The following is a 26,278-nucleotide window of genomic DNA, read 5'->3' on the forward strand; positions in this document are numbered from 1 at the left end:
TCCATCAGCTATTCCTCCTTTCTTTTATATCCTAGAAGAGATAACACCGATAAAATCAAGCCGAAGCCTGTTAAACTAGCCGAAGCTGTCTCTCCTGTTTTTGGTAAAGTGACAGCTACTTTCTTAGTCTTACTTGCTATAAATTTAGTGTCGTTGTTGTAAGCAACCACTTGGCCATGAGAATTAACTACAGGCAGAGCATGAGCTGTTACACCCTTAACAAGTTCAATTTCATAGGATTTTTCCAAGTTAGTCAAAGTTGATTGAGCCAAGATTTCTTTTTCCTGAAGCTGAGTTAACTTTTCCTTTTCAAGATTTAAAGCTTGTTGAGCTTGGAACAAGCTTTCTTTAGCTTCTGTCAAGAGAGCTTGTTTCTCAGCCAAGGTTTCAGGAGCTTTTAACAAAGAGTCTAGGTAAGTTCTAGCTTCAGTCAATTTCGTTTGAGCTTCAGCAACCTTATCCTCTTGATTCTTCAAGACCTTTTGGGCCTCAGTCAGTTCCTGTTTAAGAGTTGTGAGAGTTGTTTTTTCACTTGATAAACGATCTTGGGCTTGTTTGAGTACCGTTTCCTTATCAACCAGTACCAACTTAGCAGCCTCTAAATTAGCTTGCTTTGCTTTAACATCAGCAGTCAATAGAGCTACCGCCTCTTCAGCAAGGGTCAAACGCTCCTTACTTTTAATCAGGTCATCTTGTGCTTTACCTAAAGCCTCTTGTGCTCCAGGAGTCTTGATCTCAACTGCTTCAGCTTTGGTCAAAGTCTCTACCGCTCTTGTCTGTTTGATTTTAGCTGAGCTTAAGACTGTTTGAGCAGAGTTTTTATCCGTTTGAGCCAGCTTATTAGCTTCCTGGGCAGTTTTCAAAGCTGATTCAGCCTGACTCAATTTGGTTTCAGCACTTGATAATTCAGCTTGCAAATCTCTTTGAGTTATATTAGCTGACTTATCAAACTTAACCCCATCTTCAATCTGACGATCAGCAACTCCTAAAATGTGCACTCGACCTAGACTGATCACTCCGCTAGTAGATTGATAAGCAAGATTAGAAACATCAACACCAATATAACGACTGTCTGGCTGAGACTTGAGGTAACGCACACCAACGAGAGAGGTCGTATGCCCCCAATTAGAGGATTCATCTTTAAAGAGCATTGATACAATCGTGTTATAGATAGCCCCTTTAAGCGTGTCCATCGTCACAGTACGAGTTGGACTAAAATAGCCTGATGAAAAATTTTCATAGTGATTAACTCCTGCCATCGAAAAGAGACCTAGTTCATTGGCCACTTCAGAAATGACTTTTGTATCATGTCCCAAAGTGATTGATCGATTGGCAACTCTGTCCGCAAATTCAATAGCTGACTTATTAGCTTCTACTACATTAAGCCCGCCCTGCTTCCTAACCTGATTTAAAAGATCAGTCGTGAACAAAGTTAGCTCTTGACGTTGTTCTGCTGTTAAATTATTGACATCAGAAATCACTAGCGCCCTATCTTTACTATTTGAGCGGTAAGCATGACTAGCAAGAGCAGATTCCCCGATAGCTGACAAAGTAGTGCCATTATTACCATTGAGGTAATAATCTTTTAGAGCAACCAGATAGCCTTCAGGTAGCTTGATTTCATTTCTGTTGGCTAATTCATCTGTCAGCCCATTAACAAGTTTCTGAGCCTGTTCAGCTGTTCCTTTAGCCTGATTTTCAGCCTCTTGTGTTTCAGTAGCCTTAGCTGTTGCTTGATCCAAAGCTGATTGAGCTGTTCCAACTTCCTCTTCAGTTTCAGTTAATCTTGTCTTCGCTTCAGCAATAGCCACTTGACGTTTCTTGTCCGCTTCAATGGCAGCTGTTAGATTTTCCTGAGCTTTTGCTTCAGCAACTGTTGCCGATTCAACTTGTTTCTTAGCAGCTACTTCTTCCGCTAAAACTTCAGCTTGGCCAGTACCATCTAAGATTACCTGGGCTTGATCCACTTTGTCTTGGGCTTCAGCAACCTCTCCCTGTGACTGATCAACCTCGCTTTTAGCTTGGGCAACCACTGTTTCTTGAGCAGTGACAGCTTCACTAGCTTGGTTAACAACCTCTTCAGCTGGAGCTACTTTTTCAGTTTCTTCAGCAAGGACAATTTCAGCTGTCACAATCGCTTCTTCTGCTTTAGTAATCTCTTCAGGAGTGGCTTTTTTTACCAGCTCCTCAGCGACTTTCACTTCTTCAGTCAAGCTCTGGACAGTAGATTCTGCTGTTTCTACTTGCACAGTTTGAGTTGCGACCACTTCTTCTTGTTTAGCCACTTCAGATTGAGCTGTTTCCAGGCTAACTCTAGCCTTATCAACATCAGCCTTAGTGACTGGTTTTTTAGTATCAGCAGTTGACGTGACTGGTTTAGCTTGTTCTTCAGCTGATACGGTTGTTGCAACACCTAGACTAGTTACAAGTGTTGCAGTTGCAATAAGTGTTTGTGTTTTTTTCATTTTGGTTCTCCTTTAAAAATTTCAAATGTTCTAAATTACTAGTTCAATCAGGGTAAGAGCCTATCTATTTCGAGATTTCCTAGGTGGTCTAACAAATCCCTGGCCAGTTAAACGTAAGATTGTCCTATCACCAAACTTTGACCGCCTGGCGATTAAAACATCTCCCCGTTTAACCGTTCTAATTTGACTATAGATGTCAATATAGGAGTAGGGCACCATGACCTCTAATAATTCACCAGCAACATAGGCCATCTGAGGTTTCAAAGGTCTATCTGGCTTGAGTAATAGAGTCGTTCCATCATCAAGCCTTGCTGTTGCATTACCCTGCCTTCCAAGCAGGCGCAAGTCTGAGATAGTCATCTCAGTATCAATTCTTTTTATTTCACTCATAAAAATCTCCTTTTGAGTAAAAGGCTGAAATAACAGCCATGCCGAAATATGCCGTAGCATGTTTACTGTATTTTTTGCGCACGGTTTATAGTCTAGTAACCGCAAACTCCTTGAGCTTATGATGTCCTGTTGTCGCATCATGCTTTTACGTTAGTGTGCCAACGCTAGATATATCTTTCTAGCTAACCATCGCCCTCATTTTTCTTTTATGCTTAGACACGCTGATGTGGACAATGTGGGTATTCAGTTTTCAAAGGACTCAGACAGTTTAAGGACTTATCTAGGTCAAAAAAATCATAATGCAGAAATGATATAAAGCACACATAATAAAAAGGTGAAAAGTAAAGTGACAACAAATACAGCTGCAAATAGATGCACTAACCCTTGTACACGAGGTTTTTCTTCTTCAGAAATTACTCCAAGTTGCTTTATGTGGTGCGAATAACCTAGGAATCCTAGATATACCACTCCCACAAGAATTATCAATGTTGACAAAAAATATATGTTCATCTTTTATGTCTCCTTTTAAGATGTATCTCCTTATGTAGAATTAAGGTTTCCAACAATTAAATAAACCGACTAATTATCAAACCAAAATACCAAACGCATTCCCCTCTTTGTCTCGCCCTTCAATCCATAAATGAATATCACATCCCATAACTAACTCCTTCTTAATTGCTGGTTTCTCTAATTTCTGTAAAAATTTTTCAAAAATAACTTTCAGCATGAATTTTCAGCTAATCGTCTGTTAGATTAAAAATCGTTAGTACCAAAAAGTATTTTCAGAACTGCAACTTGGGCACCTATCGCCACTAACTTCAAATTGATCAATCGGATCTAGACCGTTAAAAATCTGAGGGTTTTCTGTTTCAGCCTCTCGAATTTGTTTCTCATCGTACCCTTCCCAGACCGTACCTTTCAAGTCTGAGGGTTCTACCCATCCTCTCAGAGCATGAGTAGAACCGCAGTCTCGACACTCCACCATCAGCATCATAATTCACTCCTATTCATCACCAGAAAAGTTAAATGGCATATCTGGGAGATAATCATCTTGAAGCTGAGTGCTCTGACCTTTGAAAAAACCTGTTTGTTCCTGGTGTACAACTTGCTCTTGAGAGGGAACTTTCTTCTCTAGTGTTTGGAAATAGTTAGCCCACACCTCTGTTACATATTGCCTATGACCATCTTTCTCGTAGGTCCTAGTTCTAATCTCACCTTCAACACTAATGAGACTTCCTTTGTTAGTCCAGGCAACTAGGTTTTCAGCAGATTTCCCCCAAATGACACAGCTAATAAAATCTGCTTCTTGATTTGAACCGCCTGATTTTTTCTTGCGATTAACTGCGATAGTAAATCTAGCGTAAGTCTTTTGATTCGGTGTTTGATATAATTCTGCCTTCTTAGTTAGGCGACCAATTAGGTTAGTTGTGTTCATCCTGTTTTCCCCTTTAATTCCTGATAATAAGTCTCTGCTCTACGATGAGCAGCAATCTTTACTTCAAGTTTCCTTTCTGTTTCCAAATTATTTAGAGATTTTAATAAATAAGCTAATGGAGATTGACAGTCATAAGGAATTCGTTCAATCGTTCCTAAAACCTCCTCGCTGGTAACATAGCCATTCTCCAGATATGTAGCAATCAACATTTTTTGATGGTGTGTCAAATTGTAGTGCTGAAACTCTCCTGTTAGCAAATCAAACTGACTAAACTTCCCATTATACCTATCAGCAATGACCTGCAAGAGATTGTAATAAGGGTTAGAGATAAAGGAGCTAGATTTCGAAGGGGTTTGTAATTTTTCAGTTTTAGCAGGTTGGGGAATTTCTTTTGAAATTTCCTCAGCCTTTCTAGAACTACTATTATCTAGTTTCTCTATATTAGTATTCTCTATCTTAGTTGGGTTCAAATTTTGAACCACAGGAGGTTCAGATTTTGAACCACCACTTTTCGTTGATTTACTAGGCTTTTCTGGTGGTTCAGATTTTGAACCACCACCTTTCGTTGATTTACTAGGCTTTTCTGGTGGTTCAGATTTTGAACCACCACCTTTCGTTAATATATCAGGGGTTGCCTTGCTCTTAACCTGAGCTTGAAAAATCACTTTTCCACCACTATCTTCTGTTTTAGTGTGGATGTAGGTTACTTTAGTTTGGGCACGATTCCCTTGGCCAGAATGTACAATGTTTTGCTCAGTTACATAGTATTCTTTTTCCCAAAGACTAGCATCCACTGTTTGCAAGTAGATACGGTTTGGACGATTTGCCCCTTGGCTAACCTCTCTTAGTAAGCCGAGATTTGTCAACTCTTTTTTAAGTTTAAGGACTGTTGTTTTGCCTCTATCCAGCAAGTCCATTAAATCCTCAACCGTAAAAATCAGGAAGACTGATCCGTTATCGTCTACAAAATCTAACTTACCCTCACGGTAAGAGCGAATACTCAGTAAACATCGATTATAGAGAATGGCATAGGTCAATTTAGCATCATTTGATAATTCTCTCGCATATCTGCTAGTCCACTTGACTTTAGCCTTCAGCTTTCCATCCGAGCCATATTCTTTTTCAGTTCTAGACATAAAGATTTGTGGTATCTGATAGAATGTTTGTGTCTCCAGTTGATCAATTGTAATATCTGCCATTAAAGTCCTCCAACAACCTGTAATTTTAATCCACCAGTTTCTGGAAAATCAATCAACTGACTTTTTTCAAGTTCCTCAATGGCTGAGACGGCTCTAGCTCTTGTCCAACCTGTCGTCTTCATTAGGTCAATAATCATCATGTTTCTTGTCAATTTTGAGACAGGTGTTTGGTTTTCTTTTCTAGTCATGTTGTTCCTCTTTTTCCACATAGGTTTCTTTTGATATTTCAGTGAATATCGATGCAAATACTGAGCCTCCCCATAGTATTATTGCCCACTCATGAGGGATTATATTGAAATACCCAAGACTTAATACAATTAAGTGAAATACCATCAATTTCATGCTTCGTCACATCCTTTCAACCAATACTAAGCGATTCCTTTTAACCTGCAACGATAGAAGTTTCAGCCACTCCTTTTTAGTATGTTTTACTTTGCAGAGCAGGATAAAGCCAAATAAGAACACTCTTGCTTCATAAACTGTTTCTTCTTGCCTATTCATTTTCGATTCTACTTTCTTACCTCAACAAACCAAAGTAGTTAAAGACTATATATAGAACTATCAAAGCATTCAACAAAAAAAGAAATAGATGAGAAAAGTAATATTTTTCTCTATGGTAGGCGCTTATAAACATTGAAAAGGTGATAATCGCAAAACAAATATTTACTGGAATTAAAATTGGCATATTTCACTTGTCTCCTTATACATAATTCATCAGATCTGGATTAAATTTCAGAGTTAGCCACATAGCTTCTTCTTGTGTGAGTTGATCACAACGTCCCCAAGTATAATCACTGGAACATTGGTAATAAGGATAGGTTCCATGTTTATTCTGTGGACTTAATGTATGCACAACCCCATCTTTCTCAATTCTCCAAATCAAGCTAGAAGGTTTGTAGTAGTAACCTTTACTTGTCCAAACTCTATTTAGGTCATCATACGGCAATACTTTTTCTATAATTTTATTTTCCATACTAATCTTCTACCTTAAGATTATCGTATTTACTATATGTTATGGTATATTGATTTTATAAGCTAATTTCCCTTTGTATTCAGTAAGTCCCAAACCCAACTCAATAGCCATTTCTTTATATTCACCAAATTCATCTACAACAACTACTCCATCCATAACAGGAAGACGGGTCATGAGTTCTTTAATCTGAGTAAAATTTGACATAATTTACACCTATTTCTTAAAAATTAACCAACAAAAAAGAGAATAGACGAATCTATTCTCTAAATCTTGATTATTCAATTTTTTTCACTTTCGGAAACTCAGGACACCTAGAGCAACAAAGAGAACTATTCTCACCTCTCGGGCTACCCCGTCCATTTTCTGCTTTGGACACATCCAGATCCATGCAATTGATGCTATTGGCTGGACTCCTCCTACGACAGCGTATAATCGAACATGGGGGGCAACAACAGCTCCAGTTGCAATGACAGCCCTATCCCCAACTCCTCCAGGGCAAAGCCTTGCTAGATCCACGTCCCTAAACCTTAATCGTTATCCCCAATTCCTTCAACTGCTTTTTCATTTCAAAGAAACCTTGCAAAACCGCTCTACTTCTTGAATGTGATCCCCAGCTCTTTTAATTGTTTAATCGTTGCTGGTCCGATGCCTTTGAGCCCTAGGAGTTCTTCTTCTGTCCATTTGGTAAAGTCCTTAACAGACTGGATGCCTTCAGCATAGAAGGTTTCTAGGCGGGCAGTTGCTACACCGTCTAGCTCTGCCACAAAAGCGTCAAATGCCTTGGCAGCTTTTTTCTCTTTGATATCCTCAACCTTATCCGCTACTGCAGTTGTCGCTTCTTGAACCTTTTCAGTCACTGTTTCCACAGCCTTGCTGGTCGCTTCAGTCACATTGTCAACCAGAGTTTCAGCAGTTTCGCTCACTGTCGTGGCTGCAAGCTGGGCTGTCTGAGTAGCCGCTCCCACCAAATCTTTACCCGCTTTTCTTAAAGCGGCAAATTGCTTTTTCAACACCTTTTTACGATTTACTTTTTTCTTTGCCATCTTTTTCTCCTTTTTTCTTAATAGTGTTTTTGACCAAAGAGGCCATCTGGAAGCTCATGAAAAGCCTTGCCAGCCCTGTAGTTTTCAAATTTTCCTTGAATAAAGCGATAAGCGTCTAGCTTACTCTCATAACGAATGTAGGCATCTGCCGCCCGCTCATCCTGATCTTCCTCCAAAACGCGGCGGCTCTCTGCCATGGCCATTTCATTGATCATGACTTGGCTATCTACCCAAGCTGCAAAATCCTCTAAAAACTTTTCTTGATAAGTCACTCCTCTATCTCCCGATACACATCCGTTTCAATTGCCCTATACGGGGCAATATCCTGTACATACTCCAAAACGCCTTGAAATGCCCCATTAGCATCCCTAACTGCTGCATAGGTCACATGGACAAACTGACCCCGTGAGTCTGACTTGAACCACATCTCAAACTTGTCTTTTTTTCCTGTACGAAGAGCTGTAAAAATCTGTTTGACCTTGGGCAAAAGTTTAGGTGGGTGACAAAGCTCGACATGGCGTCCAACCTGACTCGGTGTCCGCTTGAAAATCATCTCTTCAGCAGGGACACTATCATTGTAATACTGGAAGACATCCTCTTTATTAACAAAGGTAATTTCCATCGGCAAGTGGTTGAGAATTAAGTTGGCCTCTTCGATTGAGAGATAACCATTGCCAAAGGCTTGCGGAGTATTCCGATCAATCGCAATTTCCTCTTTCGGTTTAGGACTAAAGGAAATACGGACCTGACCAGCTGGCGTATCGATCACCTGAGTATTTTGATCTCCTTGAGTCTGCTCCAAGCTGGCTGTCGCGTCAAATTCTACCCGCTCAGGTTCCCATTTTTCATGAGGCATCACAATGGCGTAACCATAAGTATCGCTCTCGGAAGCAATTTGAAGCCAGTCATCCTGGGTCAGAGCCTCTAGTAGTAGCATGATTAGGATGGATTCTTCCTTGAAAATCATGGACTCAAACTCAGTCGCAAAGACTTCAAATTCCTCTTTGACCTCTGCTAATGAAGCTTGCGGTAACTTGTCAATAGCCTGGCTGGCTCTTTGGAATAATTCTCTAATCTGGTCATCTACCCCCCACATAACCTTAGGTGGCGCCGTGTGTCCATATTTTTCCATCTGTGGAAAGAACAATTCTTCCTTGCGCTGGTAATGGCGTTCAAACTGGCCTAGGAGAGCCATCTGACGTTTTAATCCCTGGCCGATAGCTTGCGCGTCCTCTTCTGAACTATCCCTTAAGCGCTCCAGGAGTCTGCGAATCCTTAAAAGTGCTGCCCTAAGGGCTAGATTCTCATCCCTAAAAATCCTTACTGGATGCCCTGGGTGTTCCGCATCTGGCAGTTCAACGCCTTGAACAGCCCCTTTAAAAAGATTGGCGTGAACATCGCAAAGTTGCATCACATCCTCAAAGGTAATCCCCGTATCCGCTGAAATCAATTCCTGCTCCATCAGGCTGATTTCGATAGCTGACACACCTGTAAAGTGCTCTTCAAATCGAGCCTGAACCGTTTCAGGAGAGGCTCCCTGGTGCAGTTCTAGCAAGATGCCTTTTAAAATGTCAATCCGTTCCTTACTCATGTTCGACTCCTAGCACATCATACCCATTACTTTCAAGTGTCGATATAATCTTTGTCAAGGGAATACCAGTCATCTTGGAACCAACTTTTAGGCTAGTCACTTTACCAACCGTATGGCGCATGGCAGGATTGGCCAAGGGCTTAAATCCCAAATCAACCAATAAGTCTAAGAGTTCCGGATGTTTTGTTAACAGGTCAGCTACTGGCTGGTTTAAATCAATCGCATTCTGCATAAAGACTCCTTTTACTCCTTACATTATACTAAAAAGCCCATGATTTGTCATATGTCGTCACAAAAAAACCTCGGCTTAAACAGCTCAAGGTCATATCATATGGGCCTCTTCTGGCAAAGTAACCGTCTCACGGCCATTGCGGTCAATAACATAAACCGTGTGGGGATAAAAATGATCAAAAGGATAGTCGTAATCAAAGGTGATTCGAACAGGAAACTGTTCTTGCGAAAAGGCGATGGAAATCTTTCCTTTCCGATTCACTAGACGAAAAGTCAGGACTGGCTGCAAGGGAATAACCCCTTTCAGCTTGTTATCAATGATTTCCCAAAAGACATCAATCATCTCACTCGGAAGGACGGTGACAATCCCAAAGCTTGCATAGCGTCCTCTTGTATTTGAAAAAGCCATCACAGTCTCCTTTCTGACTCTGAAACCAAGTCGTAAGCCCAGTCTCCCAAATGGATTGTAGAGAGTCATCCGTTTGACGCAAGAATTGGGAGTGACATAGTTTGGGATAGACCCCTAGCCCGAACCTTAAAGGATCAGACCGTTTTGGCACGTAAATCCCCTAATGGCTACTGGAACAACTCCCTATCTCTTCGTTTTTTTGTCTCAAGATATAAGTTATAGTGATTTTACAGCAATTGCCTCTAAAATGCAACTATTTAGGCAAATGGCATTCGTTTAAATATTTCACTAGATGGTATTTCGTGACACCTACTTGTGGAACGTCTATCAAGGTCCCATAAACCTGATAACCCAATTTTCGGTAAAAGCCCTCTGCCTGATAAGACTTGGTTGACAAGGTAATTGACCTTATGCCACGCGCCGACAAAATAGCCTCCAGCTCTGCCATGAGCGAAGCCCCTAATCCCTGCCCTCTATAAGGTTGATCAACAACTAAATCAGTGATGTGGGCATTTTCAAGAACAAGCTTAGCTCTCAAAACAGCCTTTAATCTTTGCTCATCCTTCCGGGTCAAGGTGAGGTAGACTGGTAGTGTCTTATCAGCTTTGTCCTTACCGAAACGCTCTTGATACTGCTCTACAAAAACCCGATCAACAAATGCATTAATCTCTTCCATCCTGACCTCTCTTGAACAGTTAAGACAACCCCCATTAGCTAGGCTAACGAGGGAGGTCTTTGCGACTTTAACGGTTTTTCAATTCCAAGTAACGCTTGTACCAAATGTTGACATAAGCCTCTGAAAAAGGCCCCTTGCCATGGTTGATCCAATCCACCAAAATCTTGACATTTTCCTTCAAAATATAGTCAATATCTCTCGAATACCGCATTTCCCGCTTATGGCGTTCATACTCCTCCACATCCAGTAAGCGTTTCTCCCCGTCCGTAAAGACCTTAACATCTAAGTCATAGTCAATATACTTGAGAGCTTCACTATCCATGAGGTAAGGACTGGCCATATTACAGTAGTAAGACACCCCTGTGTCTCTGATCATAGCGATGATATTAAACCAATATTTTTTATGGAAATAGACAACTGCAGGTTCTCTTGTCACCCAACGTCGACCATCATTTTCCGTTACCAAGGTGTGATTATTGACCCCGATAATGGCGTTTTCTGTTGTTTTGAGTACCATGGTGTCTCGCCACGTCCGATGCAAGTTACCATCATGCTTATAACTTTGAATTGTAATAAAGTCGCCTTCTTTTGGTAGTTTCATCACTTCCCAACTTTCTACAATTTAAGTTTTACTCAAATAGTCTACCATAATTTTAGAAAATTTTCATGATTTTTAATTCAAATCCTCACAAATAATCTCTCAAGGCAGCCCCTATATCGGAAAAATCGAACCCTTTTCGAGCCAGCGCTTGCGTCAATCGCTGTTTGAGCTCGTAGCCCTCATATTTTCGACTGTATTTGGGGTATTGCTTATCTAACTCCTTGAAAATTAGCTCTTGGAGCGTTTCCTCATCCTCTTCAAGGGCTAAATCAGCCACTGCTCGCTTAGCAGGCTCATAAGAAAAACCCTTGGCCATCAGCCCTTGGAGCAACTTGTCCTTGATTCCCTTGATCGGGTATTTCCCATCGTATTTGCGAAGCAATTTCTCTGCAACACGCTGGCAAGTCGCCTCAAAGTCTACTGGTTCCAAGGCTTGGCTAATAAGATCAAGCGGCAAGCCTTTTTGAAGTAATTTTTGCTTGATGACTTGTGGCCCCTTATCCCCTGCATGGAGATTGGCCTCAATCACTTGCTGGGCGTAGCGGGCATCGTCTAGCCACTTGTCGGCCGTCAAGCTGTCAATGATTTGTGAAATACTGGTATCAGCAATCTCGTGCTTGATCAGGTAGTCACGGACTTCCTTGGTCGTTCGTTGTTTGAAAGAGAGGTGGTAGAGGGCCAAGTTTTTTCCATAGGAAAACTGGGCAAAGGCTTTAATCTCCTCCAGCTCCTTGTCAGAGATCGTCTTGCCCTTGGTCAGCATGAAGCGAACAAGGGTGTCCTCGGTGATATAGAGTGTCTCCGTCTCATCTAGCTCCAGCAGGTAGAGACGCTTTTTCTTTTCCAGTTTGGTGATGTTCATCATATCTTTCTATCCAAAAGCTTCAATAGCAGCAATCAATGTCAATTTGTCGTCGTTAACCAAGTCCCGACCGTAATGGTCCAAAAAAGTATCGCTATATTGGTCTGTTCCCAAATTATAGTTGAGCGACCAGATGGCCCAGTAGAGGTCTATGTGGCGGTCGGATAGGCCAGCCAACCCCAAGTCAATCAGGGCGGTTACGTTGAGCTGGTCATCGAAGAGAACATTTGGCAGGCAGTAATCCCCATGAATCAAAGTGTCAGCCTGTAAGAGGTCTTGTTGCTCTGCCATGAGGGCGTAAGCCTCTTCACGGCAACTAATGCCAAATTAAGGTAAGAGGGCCTTAGTCCAGAAGCTACCAGCCTCGGCATTAGCCTTGGCGGTGTTCAGGTAGTCCGCTAGGCGATTGTCGTCCCCTATGGGAGGCTTTGGTCGGTCATGAAGGGCGCGCAGGGTTTTGGCTAAAGCATAGCAGAGCTGCTCAGGACGGTCAAGGTAGGCGTAGGCAGGTTGCCCGTCGCCAGCTCTGGTCAGCAGGTAATCACGGTCGTCAGTGATATAAAGTACGACTTCAACCCCCAGTCCCTGCTGGAAAAACCAGTCAGCCCACTGGGCTTCACGAGCCAGTTGGTTTGGGGCGTCCACCTTCAAAAAATAGCCTGTACGCAATGCCCAGACAGTGGCAGTTGAGTGAGAACTGCAGTCCTTGATGCTTGCTTCTGTCAGCTAGGAGGCGAGGGCTTTGGGGAAATCGTGTGGATTTAGGCTAGTCATGATGGTCTCCTTTTCTGTCATTATACCACGTTTTCCGTGGTATTTGCTAGAACAAAGTGGTACAATAAACCTATGCTATTACGAGAAAAACAACGGATTCCCCTCAAAATTAAGCGGATGGGGATTAACGGTGAAGGAATTGGGTTTTACAAGAAAACCTTGGTCTTTGTCAAGGGCGCCCTGAAAGGTGAGGAGGTTTATTGTCAGGTCACGCAGGTGCAGAAAAATTTTGTCGAGGCCAAGATTCTGAGTGTGAACAAGTCGTCCAAGTTTCGGGTGCAGCCAGCCTGTCCGATTTACGAGGCTTGCGGTGGTTGTCAAATCATGCACCTTCGCTATGACAAGCAGCTGGAGTTTAAGACGGATTTGCTCCGTCAGGCACTGAAAAAATTCCAGCCCAGAGGCTATGAGGCTTACGACATTCGCCCGACCATCGGCATGGACAAGCCTGTTCACTACCGTGCCAAGCTACAGTTTCAGACCCGTTCTTTTGGCGGTTCGGTCAAGGCAGGACTTTATGCTGAAGGTAGTCACCGATTGATTGACATCAAGGACTGTCTAGTGCAGGACAAGCTGACGCAGGACATTATCAACAGCACGGTTCGGCTACTGGACAAGCACAAGGTGCCCATCTACAATGAGCGCAAAGTCGCAGGGGTGCGGACGGTCATGGTGCGTCGGGCAGTAGCGACCGATCAGGTTCAGATGATTTTTGTCACCAGCAAGGCGGTCAGACTGACAGGGGTGATCACGGACTTGACCACCGCTTACCCAGAAATCAAGACCGTAGCGATCAACCTCAACACCAGCAAATCCAGCGAGATTTATGGGGAGCAGACAGAGATTGTCTGGGGGCAGGAGACCATTCAAGAAGAGGTGTTGGACTACGGCTTTGCCCTGTCTCCTCGGGCCTTTTACCAGCTCAATCCCCAGCAAACCAATGTCCTCTATGGTGAGGCAGTGAAGGCCTTGGATGTGACGGCGGACGATGACCTGATTGATTCCTACTGTGGGGTTGGGACGATTGGCTTTGCCTTTGCGGATAAGGTGAGAAGCATCCGTGGCATGGACATTATCCCAGAAGCCATCGCAGACGCTAGGCAAAATGCAGCAGCCATGGGCTTTGACAACACCTACTATGAAGCGGGCAAGGCAGAGGACATCATTCCGAAGTGGTATGCGTCAGGCTACCGTGCCACAGCCCTTGTCGTCGACCCACCGAGAACTGGCTTGGATGACAGGCTTCTTGATACCGTGCTCCGCTATGCCCCTGAAAAAATGGTCTACGTCTCCTGCAATGTCTCGACCTTGGCGCGGGACTTGGTCAAGCTGAGCGAGGTCTACGAGGTCAAGTATATCCAAAGCGTGGACATGTTTCCCCATACCGCACGGACCGAGGCTGTAGTGAAGCTACAAAAGAAGGAATGCTGAGAATCCTTGATTTCAAGCAGTTTTTCAAACATTTTGTATTTATTCCAGATGGTCTAGGAGGACTCAAAAAAGTGCAAAAAAAGGAAATTGAAGTTAGCGTTTTTATCTTGCCTGTCTGTGGAAGACACAAAGATTAGATGTTTCAACGTAAACGAGAACATTTTAATAAGTGTTCTCGCTTTTTTATTTTCAGGAGGAAAATCATGCAAAAGAATGAACAGTCATCACGACAAATTGTGATGTGTCATCTCATGGCTATCATGGGAATCGATATTGAGAAAGCAAATGTTGCCTTTTAATGGACTTAATAGATGTGCTCCATGAATTTGAAATTTATAATGATTTCTTTCAGCATATAATACTGAAAGAATTACTTTTATTGACATATTTAATCTATATTCTGCCCAATTTTGCTTTTCATCAGAATTTAATAAAGCATTAGGAATATTTTGGATTAGGTCTAAGTTGTTATTTTTCAAAGTGGAGACCATACTATTGTTTTTTTCGCTGTTAATACTTAATAATAATTGAGACAATTGTTCAATAGGGGCTTTACTTAAAAATTTCAAAAAGTCAAGATTTTGGTAGAATACATTGTAATCTATTATTGACTTATTCATATTTGTAGAACATTCCTTTCGTTTCATTGAAGGTCTAAAACTGGATGAAAAAGTTTTGTGGTTTTTATTTTACTCTTACAGTATAGAATGAGAAGACTAATTACGATTAGTTTGAATAACTATAGTCATAATTTTTCAAGCCAATAGTTGTACTAAATGTGACATCAAGCACGTAAACTTATTGAACCATGACTTAATTAAAAATTAGCCTAAATGTCTCTTATCAGTCTATTTAAAATTAGGGTAAGTAGTTGCATAATTAACTTTGAATTTTTTCAAACTTAATTTGCTATACTGTTAATACTAACAAAAGATATAACAAAACACAATAAAAAAATACAAAAAAAATATTTTTTAAAAAAATACAAAAAAGGTATTTTCAAAATAACTTTTTTCTGATATAATACATTCAACCTAAAGAAAGGAGAGAAAATTTATGAATAAAGTTCATGAGCGTATTTTGACAGCACAAGAAAAAGCAGATAGTCGTACAAAAGTTGGAAGTTGCTAGTATATATCTAGTACAAATAAAGAAAGGAACTAAAAATGAAAAAAATTAATGAACGTGTTTTAACTGCCCAAGAAAAATCAGATACTACTTCTAAATCTGGTAGCTGCTAATAACTTGCTTATATTTTTAAAAAGGGTGACAAGGTTAAGATTTTGCCAGATAATTTAAAAACATTAGAGAGTGCAGTTATTTCAGCGGATATTGTAATAAATTGTACGGATTATCCTGATATAAATACTACTTCTACATGGATTTCAAATTTATGTATGAAATTAAATAAACCTCATATAATTGGTGGTGGATATTCTGGTCATACTGGAATTATTGGACCAACAATTATTCCTAATCAAACCGTTTGCTGGGAGTGTATAAATAGTTCACATAAAGAATTTTTGTCTAAATCAAGTCAAAATGTAATTATTAACATGCGTAAATCAGCAGGAGCAAACGTAATTTTAAGTAGCTTTGTGGCAAATATACAAGCATGGGAGTGTATAAAAGTCCTAACTAATATTTCTAGCCCAACAGTAATAAATAGAAGAGGATTTTTAGATGTGAATACATTGTCAATTGAGTGGGTAACCAGTAAGGCCAGAGCAAATTGTGATTATTGTAAACATCTTTTTCAAGTTTCAGAAAAGGATTAAGGCAAAATGAAAAATATACTCTTAAATAAAAATTATCGTATTAGTTTAATTGCAGATTTATTGTCAAATTTTGGTGACGTTCTTTATAGTTTAGCATTATTTAATTATGTACTGATGTTACCAGATACTGAATTGGCCATTTCAATAGTAAGTTTCTCTGAGGTTATACCAACTGCAACATATTTATTTTCGGGATATTATTCTGATAGGACTAAAAATAAGGTGTATGCCATCCTTGGTTCGCAACTGTTACGAACACTGCTTTATATTCTACTAGGATTTATCATGAGCTTTAGCCCTCATCTTTGGGTTGTTATAATTGCTTCTATCATTAATGTCTTTTCAGATATTGCTGGTCAATATGAATCAGGATTATTTATTCCTCTTTCTCTTAAAATGGTGAAAGAATCTGATAGACAGAGTGCAATTGCTGTCAGACAGGGATTATCATTCAGTTTCTCTGCATTATATCAACCAATTGGTGCTATTCTGGTAGGTTTTTTTTCTTATAGTTCGTTAGCCTATTTGAATGCGGGGACATTTTTTCTCTCTTTTATACTTATGTTGACAATCATGCCATACTTAAAACAATTTACTTTTAGAACAACAGCTAAAAATTCTATGGAAGAGAATTTGGTTTTGAAAGAAATTTATACTGGAGTGAGGGAATCTATTTCAGAAATTTATAAAATTTCTGAATTAAAATTGGCATTATTTATTGTTCCTATAATCAATGCTCTATTTTCTGTTGTATCCATTTTGGTAGTACTAATGATAGATAATGATCCTCATTTTATTATGAAGAGCGCTTCTTTTACTATTGCGACTGTTAATACTTCGTATATAATTGGTAATATTTTAGGTAGCTTTCTTGTGACGTCATTATTCAAAGATACATCTATGCCCCAGATTTTAAAGTTAGGTACAATAGTAATGAGTGGCTTATTTTTGGGTCTAATGTTACATAATTTTATCTTAGTTATCTGTGCAATGTTTTTAGGTGGTATATTGATAGGAGCAGGAAATCCCAAATATAATCTTTTGATTTATAACGCTATATCTGAGGAAAGAATTGCAATGGTAACTGGAAGTTTACTGACCTACTTCCAGTTTAGTATGTTTATTATGAGAATTCTCGTATCATTTCTTGTCATATTGATTACTGTTCAGCAGATTACTTTTGTGTTATTTGTTATATCATTAATGTTAATTAGTATAACGTTTATAAAAGGAAATTAATGGATAAATTTATATAGGCTGGGTAAAAACTAGCTTCGAAATAAAACCACACCGTAATTCTCACTTCTTGATTGTTTTCAAGTGTGAAATTACGGTGTGGTTTTTGATTTTAAGTTACTATGGAACCCAACCTCAGTTTGAACAGCTGGATGACCTCGAACATGAAGTTGGCACACGCCAAAAACACTCTTCAATCTACCAAAAATGGGTTCGACATCGTTTTTCCGTTTGGCGTATAGGCGAGAGCCTTTTTCACTATGCAATTTTTCTTTGATGAATTCCTTAAAGTAAGCCCAGGTCGGATTATAATGAATCTGTTTCTGATAGTCCTTTTCAGTTTTGGTCAGTTGTTCTAGCTCAGGAGTGTCCTGAACCTTATCCGCCTGGTAAATCTTGAAATCTGGCTCAAATCCATACTTATCCGTGCGCGAGAGTACTTCTTAAAGGGATAAAAAACGCTATAAGGTTTGATAAATTGGTCTGTTTCCTCAAGGGACGTCTGGTTGTTTTGGTTATTAGGACTGTTTTTGATAGTTCTTAGCCATCTCCTTTTGGTACAAACAATAAGGAATCAGAGGTTTTCTCTGGCTCATCAAAAACAAAGTTATAGTTTTCCTTACTCCCATAGACCGCATCTGAGACAATATATTGAAATAAATCTAATGTTTGAATAGATTGAAGAAAGGGCTTGATAGTTCTTGTATTGGTTGAATTTGGAAAAATATCATAGGCAAGAACGTATTGACCATTAGAGGTAGTCTAGACATTATAACCAGGTTTCAGCTGGCCATTCTTCATATGATCCTCTTTCATTCGTATGAAGGTGGCATCATAATCTGTTTTGGAGAAAGAGTTTCGGTCTTCGAGGATTAATCTAGCTTCTTCATATCGTTGTTTACGAGGAATGACCTTTTTCCGCAGCTGATTGCGGAGTTTCTTGATGCGACATCTCTTCTGATTATTAGCAGATCCTCCCTTAATAAGTTTTGGTTTCTCAGAAATATCTTTTTCAACTTCTGCTAAGGCATGTTCGGTATCTTCTAAAAGACGCACTAATCCTTCGCTAGTGTCACATGCTTCTTTTGAAAGAGCTAAATCTACCCCTTCTTGGACAAGGTTGTCATAAAGTTTAGCGATTTTACCATTCAATGCTTCTTCGTACTTAGTAACGGCTTTTTTCCAAGTAAAAGAATAGAGATTGGCTTTAGTACTATCAATAAAGAGAGCCTCATCTTCAATCAGACCATTTTCGCGCATGAGCAAGGCAAAGTAAATAAAGGCAGTCTTTATCAGATTTTTGGCATGTTTACTAGAACGATCTTATTGATGGTTTTATAACTAATATAAGTGTCTTGGCTTAGCCATTTCATAGGAATAACTTCGTCATTCATTTGAACTAATTTACGACCTGAAATGATCTGACGGGCATTGGCGAAAAGAGTCATTTTTAAGAGCATGGTTGGATGGAAGGCTGGTCGGCTAGTGCGAGACTTTTCCTCAAGTAAAACTTGATTAGGGATACCGTCCACAAAAAGACTGAAGAGTCTAACCTCATGAGTCATAGGGATATCGTAGGCAAGATTTAGTTCCAAACTTAATTGATCTTTGTTATATTTTTTATACATCGTCATGGCTTTCTAGTTGTTTTGTCGTTATTATAATTATAAACCATGGCATATAAAATCGGGCATCTCCAACTGTGGAAATGCCCGATTTTATTTATTGCTTGGAAGCTAGTTTTTGCCCAGCCTCTTTCTTTGTAGGATCCATCAAGTTAGAAATTATGTTCTAACACATATTTATAATGAATCATGAGAAAATAGAAGATACCATAGTAGGGTGGAAGATTATGTAGTAGAAATGGAGTGAGGGGTGGACAATTAAATGAGTACTTTAAATTAAAGTGGTCTATTCTAAGCTTTAATAAAAAAGACAGTAGACTGAACACGTAAAAGAGAATATAGAACTACATAAATTGAACGATTCTATAGAAAGATAAGGAAGTATAACTAGCTAGAAGATTAGAAACATTTGTGAAAATCCTGAATAATAGTACAGACAATCATAAAAAACTACAAGATTTTACGAAATTTGTTGAGTAAATGAAATATACGCTGTAGTAGTGAAAGTTATCTAGTCTAAAATATCAGGACATGATGGAAACATCATTTTCATAATTTGTATTTTAATAACAATGTATCTATTATTTGCATATTTTTTTTGAAGTGGTAAAATAAAATATTATAATGAACTAGGGAAGGAAAATTTATGGGAATATTACTAGCTTCTAGAATAAAAAATAGAAGAAAAGAATTGAAATTGTCACAGAAAGAATTAGCTGATGGGATATGCAAGCAAGGTCAAATTAGTAGATTAGAGAATGGAGAATATACTCCGGGGTCAGAATTATTATATCAGTTAGCTAAAAAACTTAATGTGAGTATGGATTATTTTTTTGATGAACATATTTCAGATGAAAGTGTCGAACTTATTGAGTTTAAAAAAATATCTAAAAACTTTATCAATCATAGAAATTATGAATCCTTAAAATATATTTATGAACTTGAGAAAGGAAAGTCACATCGTTTATCTCTATCAGATAAAATATATTTGGAGTGGGTTGGTGCCCTTGTTGATTTCTATTTTTTTCAAAAAAGAGAGGAAGCAATGGAAAATTTGGAGGAAATTTTGAAATCACTTACTAAGATAGATATTAACTATCTACAAATTTCAAATACTCTATTTAATTTTTATTATGATACGGAAAACTTAGTTAGATTTGATAGAATTAAGGAAGATTTAAATGAACAGATAACGAAACTTAGTTTAGATAAAATAGAGGAATTAGAACTTTCTATAAAATTTAACTATAATCTAAGTAGATACTACTGGCTACAAAAAAATATAGACTTAGCCATTAAGCAAGTAACTGCTACAATTAGGCTATGTCAAGAGTATCGCACATCATATCTATTAGCAGATTTATTTTTGCTATTAGGAAATTTAAGTCTAAATTTTTCTGAAAGAAAGACTGTTAAAAGTTACTTTGAGACTGCATATTTTTTATATAAGTATATCGAGGATAATAATGAGATGGCACTTACAGTAGAACACTATATCGCAGACAAATTTCAAGATTAAATATTAGGACGATGTTTTTAAACATGCTATTATAAAGGATAAAGAAAAACTATCAGCTTCAAAAGTAAATCTTGAGGTTAGGCTACGTACAGATTCAGGTATTAAAGAACGTTTAAAATCATTTAGAAAATTGTTGAAATCTAAGCAACTAATTAGCGAGTTTGATCGTGCCATCTTTGAAAGTTTAGTAGAGAAAGTGATTATTGGAGGTATATCTGATGATGGAGTTATTGATCCAGCAAAGATTACTTTTATTTATAAATCTGGAGATGAGACTTCTTTGAATTCTAAAAATTTCAAAGATAAGCGTAAAAATGAGTCGAAAAAATCGGAAAATTCTTCGTCAGAATTGTGTAGTAATGATACAAACAATGATGAAAAATTGTCTCCTCAGTCCACGGACACCAAGAACCGAGGCGGTTGTAAAGTTGGTACGCAAATAGCTCCCTCGCTTTTACATTTCTAGGCTCGGGCTGAAATGGTCTCTTCCCAGACCATTTCACTCCCCCATACTGCACGGACCGAGGCGGTTGTGAAGTTGGTACGTAGGTAATACGTTAGCTCCTTACTGGTTTGCTTAGCTGAGGTGAATATTGGATAAAAATCGCTTGTTTTACCTACAATAGAGTTAAGTCTTCTCTAATTCGGGGATGTTATTAGATCTTTTAGCCCTGCTAAATTATATCGGTTGCAAATACCTTTTCAGTTGTTTCAGGAATGATTTCCCCCTAAATGTTACTTTATCCTAGTTTTCTGCTTTGAAAAAGTAGTTTAACTATCGTATTTCTGAGCTGTCAGTAGTTCCCGATTGACTTGTGGCTCTCTTAATACTTCAAAACAGTTGCAGCAAAAAATAATATTGCAACTGTTTTATTGTTATTTAGCTAATGGGGAAGTAGACTATTGAGTCGTCATTACTAACGAATGAGCAATTAACTCTCACTCCGCAACTGCATTTGATTTCCTTCAATACGATGACCTGTGAGCTCTCCTAGCGTATCGGATTAAACACATGAAACACTGACTTCCTCAACATCTTAAATTAAGTAAACTTATCTAATCCTGCGCCATCAATCGTTTGTCTCAGTAACTCTATGAGTCCGGCCACTTAATTGACTTGCTGGTATCTTTCATGATGATTCTGAAAAAGTTAAGCACTCGTCTCATTTCAGCATCTGATTGCCGAGTTCTGCCATGTCTTCAGGCGACTGGGGATCCTTCTCACCTAACCAATCACAAATCACCCGTGTGATGCCTGCTGCCACAAAGCGATTCCGGTAGTAGGTCTGCTGGTCAGGCTCTTCAAAAGCCATAGGCTGGTAGCGGTAGGCTTCTTCCTCCAGTAGCTCTCGTAGCCCTTCTGCCAAGAGCAACTGATAAAAGCGGAAATCCGCCGCTATAAACTGAAAAAGCCCCAACAGCCCCGCTTGTCTGCTCTCCTGAAACCTAGCGACATTGGTACTAGCTAATTGGGCAAAGCGCTCCTTGAGCATGATCCGCAGGACATCTTCTTTGCTACTGTAGTTACGGTAAAAGGAATTTCTTGCCACCCCAGCCCGCTCGACCAATTCGGTGATGGCAATTTTCTTGAGCGGTTTCTGCTCCAAGAGAAGCAACAGAGCTGTCTCGATGGCTTCCTTGGTCAGCTGGTGGTTTTCTTCATTAGAACGGCGGAGGTAGTCTAGCGTCTTGGTCACGATGGCACATCTCCTTTGATTTGTCTTGGCCGAAAGGCTTTTTCTTGTTATTCTACAATATCGGTGGTACACTTGTACAGTCAAAACCAGAAAGGACGCTCTTATGAACCCTCTTTACCTCATCGACAGCCTCATCCTCACCCTCAGCCTCGGGCTGTATGTCCTCTTCCACCAGCCTGCGACTATCGTTCCAATCCTGCTAGCCCTCCTCACCTACCGCTTCCTGCGTAGCCGAGCCCTCTGGCAAAAAGGATTCAGCCTAGCAAGTTCCCTTGCTCTGGTCATCGGTTGGTGGAGCGACCGCTACTCGCTCGCCATGCTGGCAGCGACCTTGACAGGCGTGACAGGCCTGAGCCTTGTCCTCTCTCATCTTTTGAAAAATGGCAGAGCTCCTCAGACCGTTTGGGGCAAGGTCAGACGTGGTTTAGCTAGCCTTGCTCTGCTAGGTCTTGTGGTTGGTCACCTCTTTTTGACCTACAATGTTATCAACCCAGACTTCATGACCCGCCAAGCTCCGCTATTGTTCAGCGAAAAAACACCCCCAAAAGAAGCCAACCTCCAGCGCACCGAAGAGCTATCAGAAGGCAGAATCAACTACTACAACCTAACCTATCCCTCTCATCTGCTCAATAACACCATGGACATTTACACCACACCACAAGCTAAGGGAACGCTGGTCTACATCCACGGTGGCGGCTACGCTGCTGGCGACAAGTGGAACCGTGAGGATTACCTCTTTCGCTATGTCAAGGATGGCTACAACGTGGTCAATGTCAACTACCAGCTCTCACCCGCTGCTCGCTACCCTGACGGCCTCACACAAGTCGACCAAGCACTGGCTGATGTCGTCGCACAGGCGACCACCTACGGTATTGATCCCGATAGCATCATCTTGTCAGGCGATTCAGCTGGTGGGCAACTGGCAGGACAGTTAGCCCTTGTCTTGACCAATAAAGACTATGCCAAAGCCATTGACTTTACGCCCAAATCCCAAGTCATTCCCAAAGCCTATATCGGCGTTAGCGCGTGGTCGGATATTCAGCTAGGCATGCGGATGGGGGAGCCTGTTCTGGATTGGTTTATCGCCCCTGTCCCCCGTTCCTACTTCCAAGTGCTGGATGTGGAGCAGGCAGCTATTGCCGAAGAAGCCTCAATCGTCAAGCATGTGGATGCTCACTTTCCAGCCAGCTTTATCAGCGATGGCAACACAGGCAGTTTCACCACAGCCAATCTGGCGCTGGTTGACCGCTTGAAAGCCCTTGGAGTGACGGTTGAGAGCCAGTTTTACGACAAAAAAGACATCGAACTCCACCACATCTTTGAACTGGACATTAAAAACCCTTACGCTCAAGAGGTCTATGCCAAGCATTTAACCTTTTTGGAAAAGATTTTGGCGGATTAGTAGAAAAAGAGAATAAAAGACGGGCAGTGTTGCTCGTCTTTTTTAAATCTGTAATCTTATCCATTTTTCAGTAATGCCATAATCTCATCAGGACTCTCCTGACAACCCTTGGCCACCCAGGTCCGTAGGACCCTGAAAAAGCCACCGACAATAAATTGCAGGTGAAAATCATCCGTCAGATGCCCTAGCCGTTCTTGAAAATACCGATTTAATTCTTCTTCCAACAAGTAGTCCAAGCGATTGGCCATGAGCAAGCGAATCGGCTCCTGCTGCCCATACCAAAAATCAAAAAACTGCCGCAGGGCCAGCATCAAATGGGCGTCCGACCAATCCGAAAAATCCATCTCCCGCCTCGCCAACCAAACCTGCATCTCATGATGGAGGGAGCGGACCAGCACCTCCTCCTTACTGGTAAAATTACGGTAAAAGGTCACTCGCCCCACACCAGCCCGTGCCACCAGTTCGGACACGCTAATCTTCTCAAAGGGCTTAACCGCTAGCAAATCCCACATCGCCCCAATCACGCTCTCCACAAACAGCGATTCCTGCCGCTTAACCTTGTCCATGCGAAACACTTCCTTCCTTTTGTTTCCTTTTGGAGCAATAGCAGAGCTAGCACTAGTTTTCCACCCCGTCATCTGCTATACTAGCAAAATAGAAACACTTGTTTCTAAAATTATACCACAAGAGGAGATTATCGTGACCAAACAACCTTTCTGCAAGAAAAAATTTTTTAAAGTTTTTACAGTTATCCTAGCTAGCCTTGCTTTAATTGGTTTCGTTACCTACAAACAGACCTTTGGCTGGTCGGCACCTGAACTCAGACAAGAAACACCTGATGTGGGGAAATGGTATCGCCTCAGTCCTGATGGAGTGGTTGATTCGACCGGTCAACCAGCCCACGGTTTATTGAGAATTGGCAAGGACAAAAACAAGGTCATGGTCTATTTCTTTGGTGGTGGTGCCAGTATCAATGCTGAAACAGCCGCAGCTGGTAAGGCCTTCTACGCCACCTCAACCAAGCACCAAGATTTTGTCGCCACTTGGGGGATTGGCAGTTCCCAGGAAGACAATCCTTTTAAGGACTGGACAATCTTAGCCCTACCTTATAGCACTGGGGATTTTCATTCTGGAACAGGCGAATTTGCCTACACCGACAAAAACGGTCGGCAAAAAATCCTCCATCATAAGGGTTATCAGAACCTGATGACTCTGATGGCTGAAGCCAAAACCCATATGGGCAATCCTGATACCCTTCTGGTCACAGGCTTTTCAGCAGGAGGCTTTGCCACATCCCTCCTTGCTGACGATGTGATTGACCAGTTTCCAACCGCAAAAAACGTCACTGTGGCAGTTGATAGCTCCCTCTTGTTGCATGAGGATTGGAAGGGCATTGCCGAAAAGGTTTGGCAAACGGCAGATCACATCAGTGATCGACTCACGTCTAACAATCTGGTCCTGGATAGCCTGGTCGCACTCCATGATAAGCGAGGGGATACCGTCAAAATCCTCTTTGACAGCTCCTATCGTGACGGCATTCTTCAACAATACCAAAATTATATCGACAAAGGACAGCTGGCTGACCCGACACCTGAGACTAGCCAGCAGTTTCAAGCCGAGCTGAAAGCCATGGTTGAGAGCCTACAAAGCCGTATTGACGGCGTTGGTATCTATATTTGGGACCACGGTCAAGATGACAAGACAACAGCTACTCAACACACTACCATCAACTATAAAACCTTTTTCACACCCATGACAGATGACAAAAGCATTGCCGACTGGATGGCTGAAGCAGTTAATGGAGATGTCAAAAGCTATGGCTTAGACTTATTGGACAAGTAGAAAGGACTTCCCTAATGGCACAGCAGAAACAGTCAAAACGACTCTGGAAGATTTTAGGTCTTATCCTAGCAAGTCTGATTGGACTTTTTAGCCTCCTAGCGGGAGCTATTGCTCTCAAACCCCAACTGGCTATAAGCGTCATCCAGTCAGCCTTGTATCCCAAGGGCAACCCCATTAATCCGACAGAACCGCTCAATCCCCCTTCACAACACGTCAAGGAAAATGGGATTTATTACCGCAATGATATCGACTATGGCAGCACCTACCCCAACTCGTTTTTAGACATTTCCTATCCGTCTGAGGATACCAATGTTGATAGGCCAACTATTATCTATTTCCATGGTGGGGGATTTTTCGGTGGCGATAAGGCTATGGGCGACCCCTTAGCTGTCAACAACGATAGTAGTTACCTCTTTGATCGGCTGGTCCAGGAGGGCTACAATTTGGTCAACATCAACTATGTGCTGGTGCCTGACTACCATTTCCCAGACCCCATTGTACAGATGAACGAGGCGGTCAACTATTTGGTGGACCATCAAACAGAGCTAGGCCTAAACATGGATCGGGTGATTTTCTTTGGGCAATCGGCTGGCGCTATCATGGTTGGTCAGTACGGCGCCATCTTGTCAAACCCTGACTACCGAGCCCTCTATCCTTTGACCCAAGACCCAAAACTCACCAGCTCTCAAGTCCAAGCCACGGTCATTGATGATGCCCCCTTTCAAATCCCAAGCGGCAATCTGGCACTGGACCTGATGATATCAAATTATCTGGATGATAACCTCTTGTGGCAACAGAAAGAATTGCTCCAGTCATACAATCCCATCCCCTATCTGACCGCTGACTACCCACCTTCAATCATGCTGGCAGGCACAGCTGACGGATTCCCAGAAGATATGAGAGCCTTTAGTGATAAGCTTAGTCAACTGGATGTCACCAATACCTACTTTCACACGGACGAGGAAACCTACGGCTTAACTGCCCATGGCTACCTGTCCAACCTTAAATACGATAAAACAGGAGCAGCTCAGGCTGCTTATGAGACGATTTTAGACTTTATCAGCCAACCATAGTGTTTATGTGGCTTCTCTAACCAATC

At 40.9% G+C, this 26,278-nt stretch carries 26 protein-coding genes and 3 pseudogenes; 8 read left to right on the forward strand and 21 right to left on the reverse strand.

All coding sequences use genetic code 11. The features are described from left to right. Window positions 1–8: 8 nt before the first annotated feature. The 18 genes and pseudogenes from HF992_RS02360 to HF992_RS02445 all read right to left on the reverse strand — a co-directional run bounded on the left by HF992_RS02360 (window position 9) and on the right by HF992_RS02445 (window position 12,601). Entirely contained in the window at window positions 9–2,465 is a 2,457-nt protein-coding gene (locus HF992_RS02360; protein WP_168548604.1) for an SEC10/PgrA surface exclusion domain-containing protein, read from the reverse strand. 60 nt (window positions 2,466–2,525) lie between these two features. Then, window positions 2,526–2,855: a hypothetical protein gene (locus tag HF992_RS02365; RefSeq protein ID WP_168548462.1), complete on the reverse strand. Its 330-nt coding sequence runs from the start codon at window positions 2,853–2,855 to the stop codon at window positions 2,526–2,528. Between the two features lie 586 nt (window positions 2,856–3,441). Beyond that, window positions 3,442–3,582, reverse strand: coding sequence for a hypothetical protein (locus HF992_RS02370; RefSeq protein WP_168548463.1), 141 nt, complete (start codon window positions 3,580–3,582; stop codon window positions 3,442–3,444). 36 nt (window positions 3,583–3,618) lie between these two features. Beyond that, window positions 3,619–3,849 (reverse strand): hypothetical protein, encoded by a 231-nt coding sequence (locus tag HF992_RS02375; RefSeq protein ID WP_210729387.1) that lies wholly within the window; start codon window positions 3,847–3,849, stop codon window positions 3,619–3,621. Between the two features lie 9 nt (window positions 3,850–3,858). Beyond that, window positions 3,859–4,290: a single-stranded DNA-binding protein gene (gene ssb / locus HF992_RS02380; RefSeq protein ID WP_168548464.1), complete on the reverse strand. Its 432-nt coding sequence runs from the start codon at window positions 4,288–4,290 to the stop codon at window positions 3,859–3,861. Continuing rightward, on the reverse strand, window positions 4,287–5,489 hold the full coding sequence (locus tag HF992_RS02385; RefSeq protein ID WP_168548465.1) for a replication initiator protein A: 1,203 nt from the start codon (window positions 5,487–5,489) through the stop codon (window positions 4,287–4,289). Before HF992_RS02385 ends, ssb begins: the two co-directional genes overlap by 4 nt. Next, window positions 5,489–5,677 (reverse strand): hypothetical protein, encoded by a 189-nt coding sequence (locus HF992_RS02390; RefSeq protein ID WP_168548424.1) that lies wholly within the window; start codon window positions 5,675–5,677, stop codon window positions 5,489–5,491. Before HF992_RS02390 ends, HF992_RS02385 begins: the two co-directional genes overlap by 1 nt. A 512-nt stretch (window positions 5,678–6,189) precedes the next feature. Continuing rightward, window positions 6,190–6,444: pseudogene (locus tag HF992_RS02395) on the reverse strand (hypothetical protein); the annotation flags it as partial. Window positions 6,445–6,501: 57 nt separating this feature from the next. Then, window positions 6,502–6,666 (reverse strand): hypothetical protein, encoded by a 165-nt coding sequence (locus HF992_RS02400; RefSeq protein WP_168548466.1) that lies wholly within the window; start codon window positions 6,664–6,666, stop codon window positions 6,502–6,504. 386 nt (window positions 6,667–7,052) lie between these two features. Further along, window positions 7,053–7,505 carry a helix-hairpin-helix domain-containing protein gene (locus tag HF992_RS02405; protein WP_168548467.1) on the reverse strand — a complete coding sequence of 151 codons (453 nt, stop codon included), beginning with the start codon at window positions 7,503–7,505 and terminating at the stop codon, window positions 7,053–7,055. 17 nt (window positions 7,506–7,522) lie between these two features. Next, on the reverse strand, window positions 7,523–7,777 hold the full coding sequence (locus HF992_RS02410) for a DUF1912 family protein (protein ID WP_168548468.1): 255 nt from the start codon (window positions 7,775–7,777) through the stop codon (window positions 7,523–7,525). Beyond that, window positions 7,774–9,096, reverse strand: coding sequence for a DUF438 domain-containing protein (locus tag HF992_RS02415; protein WP_168548469.1), 1,323 nt, complete (start codon window positions 9,094–9,096; stop codon window positions 7,774–7,776). Before HF992_RS02415 ends, HF992_RS02410 begins: the two co-directional genes overlap by 4 nt. Beyond that, on the reverse strand, window positions 9,089–9,328 hold the full coding sequence (locus tag HF992_RS02420; RefSeq protein WP_168548470.1) for a DUF1858 domain-containing protein: 240 nt from the start codon (window positions 9,326–9,328) through the stop codon (window positions 9,089–9,091). Before HF992_RS02420 ends, HF992_RS02415 begins: the two co-directional genes overlap by 8 nt. 90 nt (window positions 9,329–9,418) lie before the next feature. Then, window positions 9,419–9,736, reverse strand: a complete 318-nt coding sequence (locus tag HF992_RS02425) for a DUF960 domain-containing protein (RefSeq protein WP_168548471.1) — start codon at window positions 9,734–9,736, stop codon at window positions 9,419–9,421. Between the two features lie 253 nt (window positions 9,737–9,989). Beyond that, window positions 9,990–10,412: a GNAT family N-acetyltransferase gene (locus HF992_RS02430; protein WP_168548472.1), complete on the reverse strand. Its 423-nt coding sequence runs from the start codon at window positions 10,410–10,412 to the stop codon at window positions 9,990–9,992. A 67-nt stretch (window positions 10,413–10,479) separates the two neighbouring features. After that, the gene (ntdP, locus tag HF992_RS02435) at window positions 10,480–11,013 is read right to left on the reverse strand and encodes a nucleoside tri-diphosphate phosphatase (protein WP_168548473.1); all 534 of its coding nucleotides are present in this window, start codon (window positions 11,011–11,013) and stop codon (window positions 10,480–10,482) included. A gap of 85 nt (window positions 11,014–11,098) precedes the next feature. After that, window positions 11,099–11,875, reverse strand: a complete 777-nt coding sequence (gene recX, locus HF992_RS02440; protein WP_168548474.1) for a recombination regulator RecX — start codon at window positions 11,873–11,875, stop codon at window positions 11,099–11,101. 9 nt (window positions 11,876–11,884) lie between these two features. Beyond that, window positions 11,885–12,601: pseudogene (locus HF992_RS02445) on the reverse strand (phosphotransferase). A gap of 120 nt (window positions 12,602–12,721) precedes the next feature. Between HF992_RS02445 and rlmD the strand changes: the two are divergent. The 3 genes from rlmD to HF992_RS02460 all read left to right on the forward strand — a co-directional run bounded on the left by rlmD (window position 12,722) and on the right by HF992_RS02460 (window position 17,097). Beyond that, the gene (rlmD, locus tag HF992_RS02450) at window positions 12,722–14,080 is read left to right on the forward strand and encodes a 23S rRNA (uracil(1939)-C(5))-methyltransferase RlmD (RefSeq protein ID WP_168548475.1); all 1,359 of its coding nucleotides are present in this window, start codon (window positions 12,722–12,724) and stop codon (window positions 14,078–14,080) included. Window positions 14,081–15,363: 1,283 nt separating this feature from the next. After that, complete coding sequence (locus HF992_RS02455; RefSeq protein ID WP_168548476.1) at window positions 15,364–15,858, forward strand: ThiF family adenylyltransferase; 495 nt, start codon at window positions 15,364–15,366, stop codon at window positions 15,856–15,858. Window positions 15,859–15,864: 6 nt separating this feature from the next. Further along, entirely contained in the window at window positions 15,865–17,097 is a 1,233-nt protein-coding gene (locus tag HF992_RS02460; protein WP_168548477.1) for an MFS transporter, read from the forward strand. On the opposite strand, the pseudogene HF992_RS02465 reads toward HF992_RS02460, so the two are convergent. Further along, a pseudogene (locus tag HF992_RS02465) lies at window positions 17,081–18,722 on the reverse strand (transposase). The gene HF992_RS02460 and the pseudogene HF992_RS02465 overlap by 17 nt on opposite strands. A 643-nt stretch (window positions 18,723–19,365) precedes the next feature. Here HF992_RS02465 and HF992_RS02470 point away from each other — a divergent pair. Together HF992_RS02470 and HF992_RS02475 are read left to right on the forward strand one after the other, a co-directional pair. Then, window positions 19,366–20,238 (forward strand): helix-turn-helix domain-containing protein, encoded by an 873-nt coding sequence (locus HF992_RS02470; RefSeq protein WP_168548478.1) that lies wholly within the window; start codon window positions 19,366–19,368, stop codon window positions 20,236–20,238. Window positions 20,239–20,371: 133 nt separating this feature from the next. After that, window positions 20,372–20,704: a conjugal transfer protein gene (locus HF992_RS02475; protein WP_246201213.1), complete on the forward strand. Its 333-nt coding sequence runs from the start codon at window positions 20,372–20,374 to the stop codon at window positions 20,702–20,704. Window positions 20,705–21,401: 697 nt separating this feature from the next. On the opposite strand, the gene HF992_RS02480 is transcribed toward HF992_RS02475, so the two are convergent. Then, window positions 21,402–21,935: a TetR/AcrR family transcriptional regulator gene (locus tag HF992_RS02480; protein ID WP_343032940.1), complete on the reverse strand. Its 534-nt coding sequence runs from the start codon at window positions 21,933–21,935 to the stop codon at window positions 21,402–21,404. 103 nt (window positions 21,936–22,038) lie between these two features. On the opposite strand from HF992_RS02480, the gene HF992_RS02485 reads away from it, so the two are divergent. Further along, complete coding sequence (locus HF992_RS02485; RefSeq protein ID WP_168548480.1) at window positions 22,039–23,337, forward strand: alpha/beta hydrolase; 1,299 nt, start codon at window positions 22,039–22,041, stop codon at window positions 23,335–23,337. 56 nt (window positions 23,338–23,393) lie between these two features. Here HF992_RS02485 and HF992_RS02490 read toward each other — a convergent pair whose 3' ends face one another. After that, window positions 23,394–23,903 (reverse strand): TetR/AcrR family transcriptional regulator, encoded by a 510-nt coding sequence (locus tag HF992_RS02490; protein ID WP_168548481.1) that lies wholly within the window; start codon window positions 23,901–23,903, stop codon window positions 23,394–23,396. 133 nt (window positions 23,904–24,036) lie between these two features. Here HF992_RS02490 and HF992_RS02495 point away from each other — a divergent pair, with 133 nt between their 5' ends. Together HF992_RS02495 and HF992_RS02500 are read left to right on the forward strand one after the other, a co-directional pair. Then, the gene (locus HF992_RS02495; RefSeq protein WP_343032941.1) at window positions 24,037–25,179 is read left to right on the forward strand and encodes a pectin acetylesterase-family hydrolase; all 1,143 of its coding nucleotides are present in this window, start codon (window positions 24,037–24,039) and stop codon (window positions 25,177–25,179) included. A 14-nt stretch (window positions 25,180–25,193) separates the two neighbouring features. Then, entirely contained in the window at window positions 25,194–26,252 is a 1,059-nt protein-coding gene (locus HF992_RS02500; RefSeq protein ID WP_168548482.1) for an alpha/beta hydrolase, read from the forward strand. Window positions 26,253–26,278 lie beyond the last annotated feature (26 nt).

Source organism: Streptococcus ovuberis (genome assembly GCF_012396585.1).
In the GTDB taxonomy this organism is placed as follows: Bacteria; Bacillota; Bacilli; order Lactobacillales; family Streptococcaceae; genus Streptococcus; species Streptococcus ovuberis.

Excerpts from the sequence above, each read along its gene's own strand:
- HF992_RS02360 (WP_168548604.1), bottom strand. The coding sequence starts at position 2,465 with ATGAAAAAAACACAAACACTTATTGCAACTGCAACACTTGTAACTAGT.
- HF992_RS02365 (WP_168548462.1), bottom strand. The coding sequence starts at position 2,855 with ATGAGTGAAATAAAAAGAATTGATACTGAGATGACTATCTCAGACTTG.
- HF992_RS02370 (WP_168548463.1), bottom strand. The coding sequence starts at position 3,582 with ATGCTGAAAGTTATTTTTGAAAAATTTTTACAGAAATTAGAGAAACCA.
- HF992_RS02375 (WP_210729387.1), bottom strand. The coding sequence starts at position 3,849 with ATGATGCTGATGGTGGAGTGTCGAGACTGCGGTTCTACTCATGCTCTG.
- ssb (WP_168548464.1), bottom strand. The coding sequence starts at position 4,290 with ATGAACACAACTAACCTAATTGGTCGCCTAACTAAGAAGGCAGAATTA.
- HF992_RS02385 (WP_168548465.1), bottom strand. The coding sequence starts at position 5,489 with ATGGCAGATATTACAATTGATCAACTGGAGACACAAACATTCTATCAG.
- HF992_RS02390 (WP_168548424.1), bottom strand. The coding sequence starts at position 5,677 with ATGACTAGAAAAGAAAACCAAACACCTGTCTCAAAATTGACAAGAAAC.
- HF992_RS02400 (WP_168548466.1), bottom strand. The coding sequence starts at position 6,666 with ATGTCAAATTTTACTCAGATTAAAGAACTCATGACCCGTCTTCCTGTT.
- HF992_RS02405 (WP_168548467.1), bottom strand. The coding sequence starts at position 7,505 with ATGGCAAAGAAAAAAGTAAATCGTAAAAAGGTGTTGAAAAAGCAATTT.
- HF992_RS02415 (WP_168548469.1), bottom strand. The coding sequence starts at position 9,096 with ATGAGTAAGGAACGGATTGACATTTTAAAAGGCATCTTGCTAGAACTG.
- HF992_RS02420 (WP_168548470.1), bottom strand. The coding sequence starts at position 9,328 with ATGCAGAATGCGATTGATTTAAACCAGCCAGTAGCTGACCTGTTAACA.
- HF992_RS02425 (WP_168548471.1), bottom strand. The coding sequence starts at position 9,736 with ATGGCTTTTTCAAATACAAGAGGACGCTATGCAAGCTTTGGGATTGTC.
- HF992_RS02430 (WP_168548472.1), bottom strand. The coding sequence starts at position 10,412 with ATGGAAGAGATTAATGCATTTGTTGATCGGGTTTTTGTAGAGCAGTAT.
- ntdP (WP_168548473.1), bottom strand. The coding sequence starts at position 11,013 with ATGAAACTACCAAAAGAAGGCGACTTTATTACAATTCAAAGTTATAAG.
- recX (WP_168548474.1), bottom strand. The coding sequence starts at position 11,875 with ATGAACATCACCAAACTGGAAAAGAAAAAGCGTCTCTACCTGCTGGAG.
- rlmD (WP_168548475.1), top strand. The coding sequence starts at position 12,722 with ATGCTATTACGAGAAAAACAACGGATTCCCCTCAAAATTAAGCGGATG.
- HF992_RS02460 (WP_168548477.1), top strand. The coding sequence starts at position 15,865 with ATGAAAAATATACTCTTAAATAAAAATTATCGTATTAGTTTAATTGCA.
- HF992_RS02470 (WP_168548478.1), top strand. The coding sequence starts at position 19,366 with ATGGGAATATTACTAGCTTCTAGAATAAAAAATAGAAGAAAAGAATTG.
- HF992_RS02485 (WP_168548480.1), top strand. The coding sequence starts at position 22,039 with ATGAACCCTCTTTACCTCATCGACAGCCTCATCCTCACCCTCAGCCTC.
- HF992_RS02490 (WP_168548481.1), bottom strand. The coding sequence starts at position 23,903 with ATGGACAAGGTTAAGCGGCAGGAATCGCTGTTTGTGGAGAGCGTGATT.
- HF992_RS02500 (WP_168548482.1), top strand. The coding sequence starts at position 25,194 with ATGGCACAGCAGAAACAGTCAAAACGACTCTGGAAGATTTTAGGTCTT.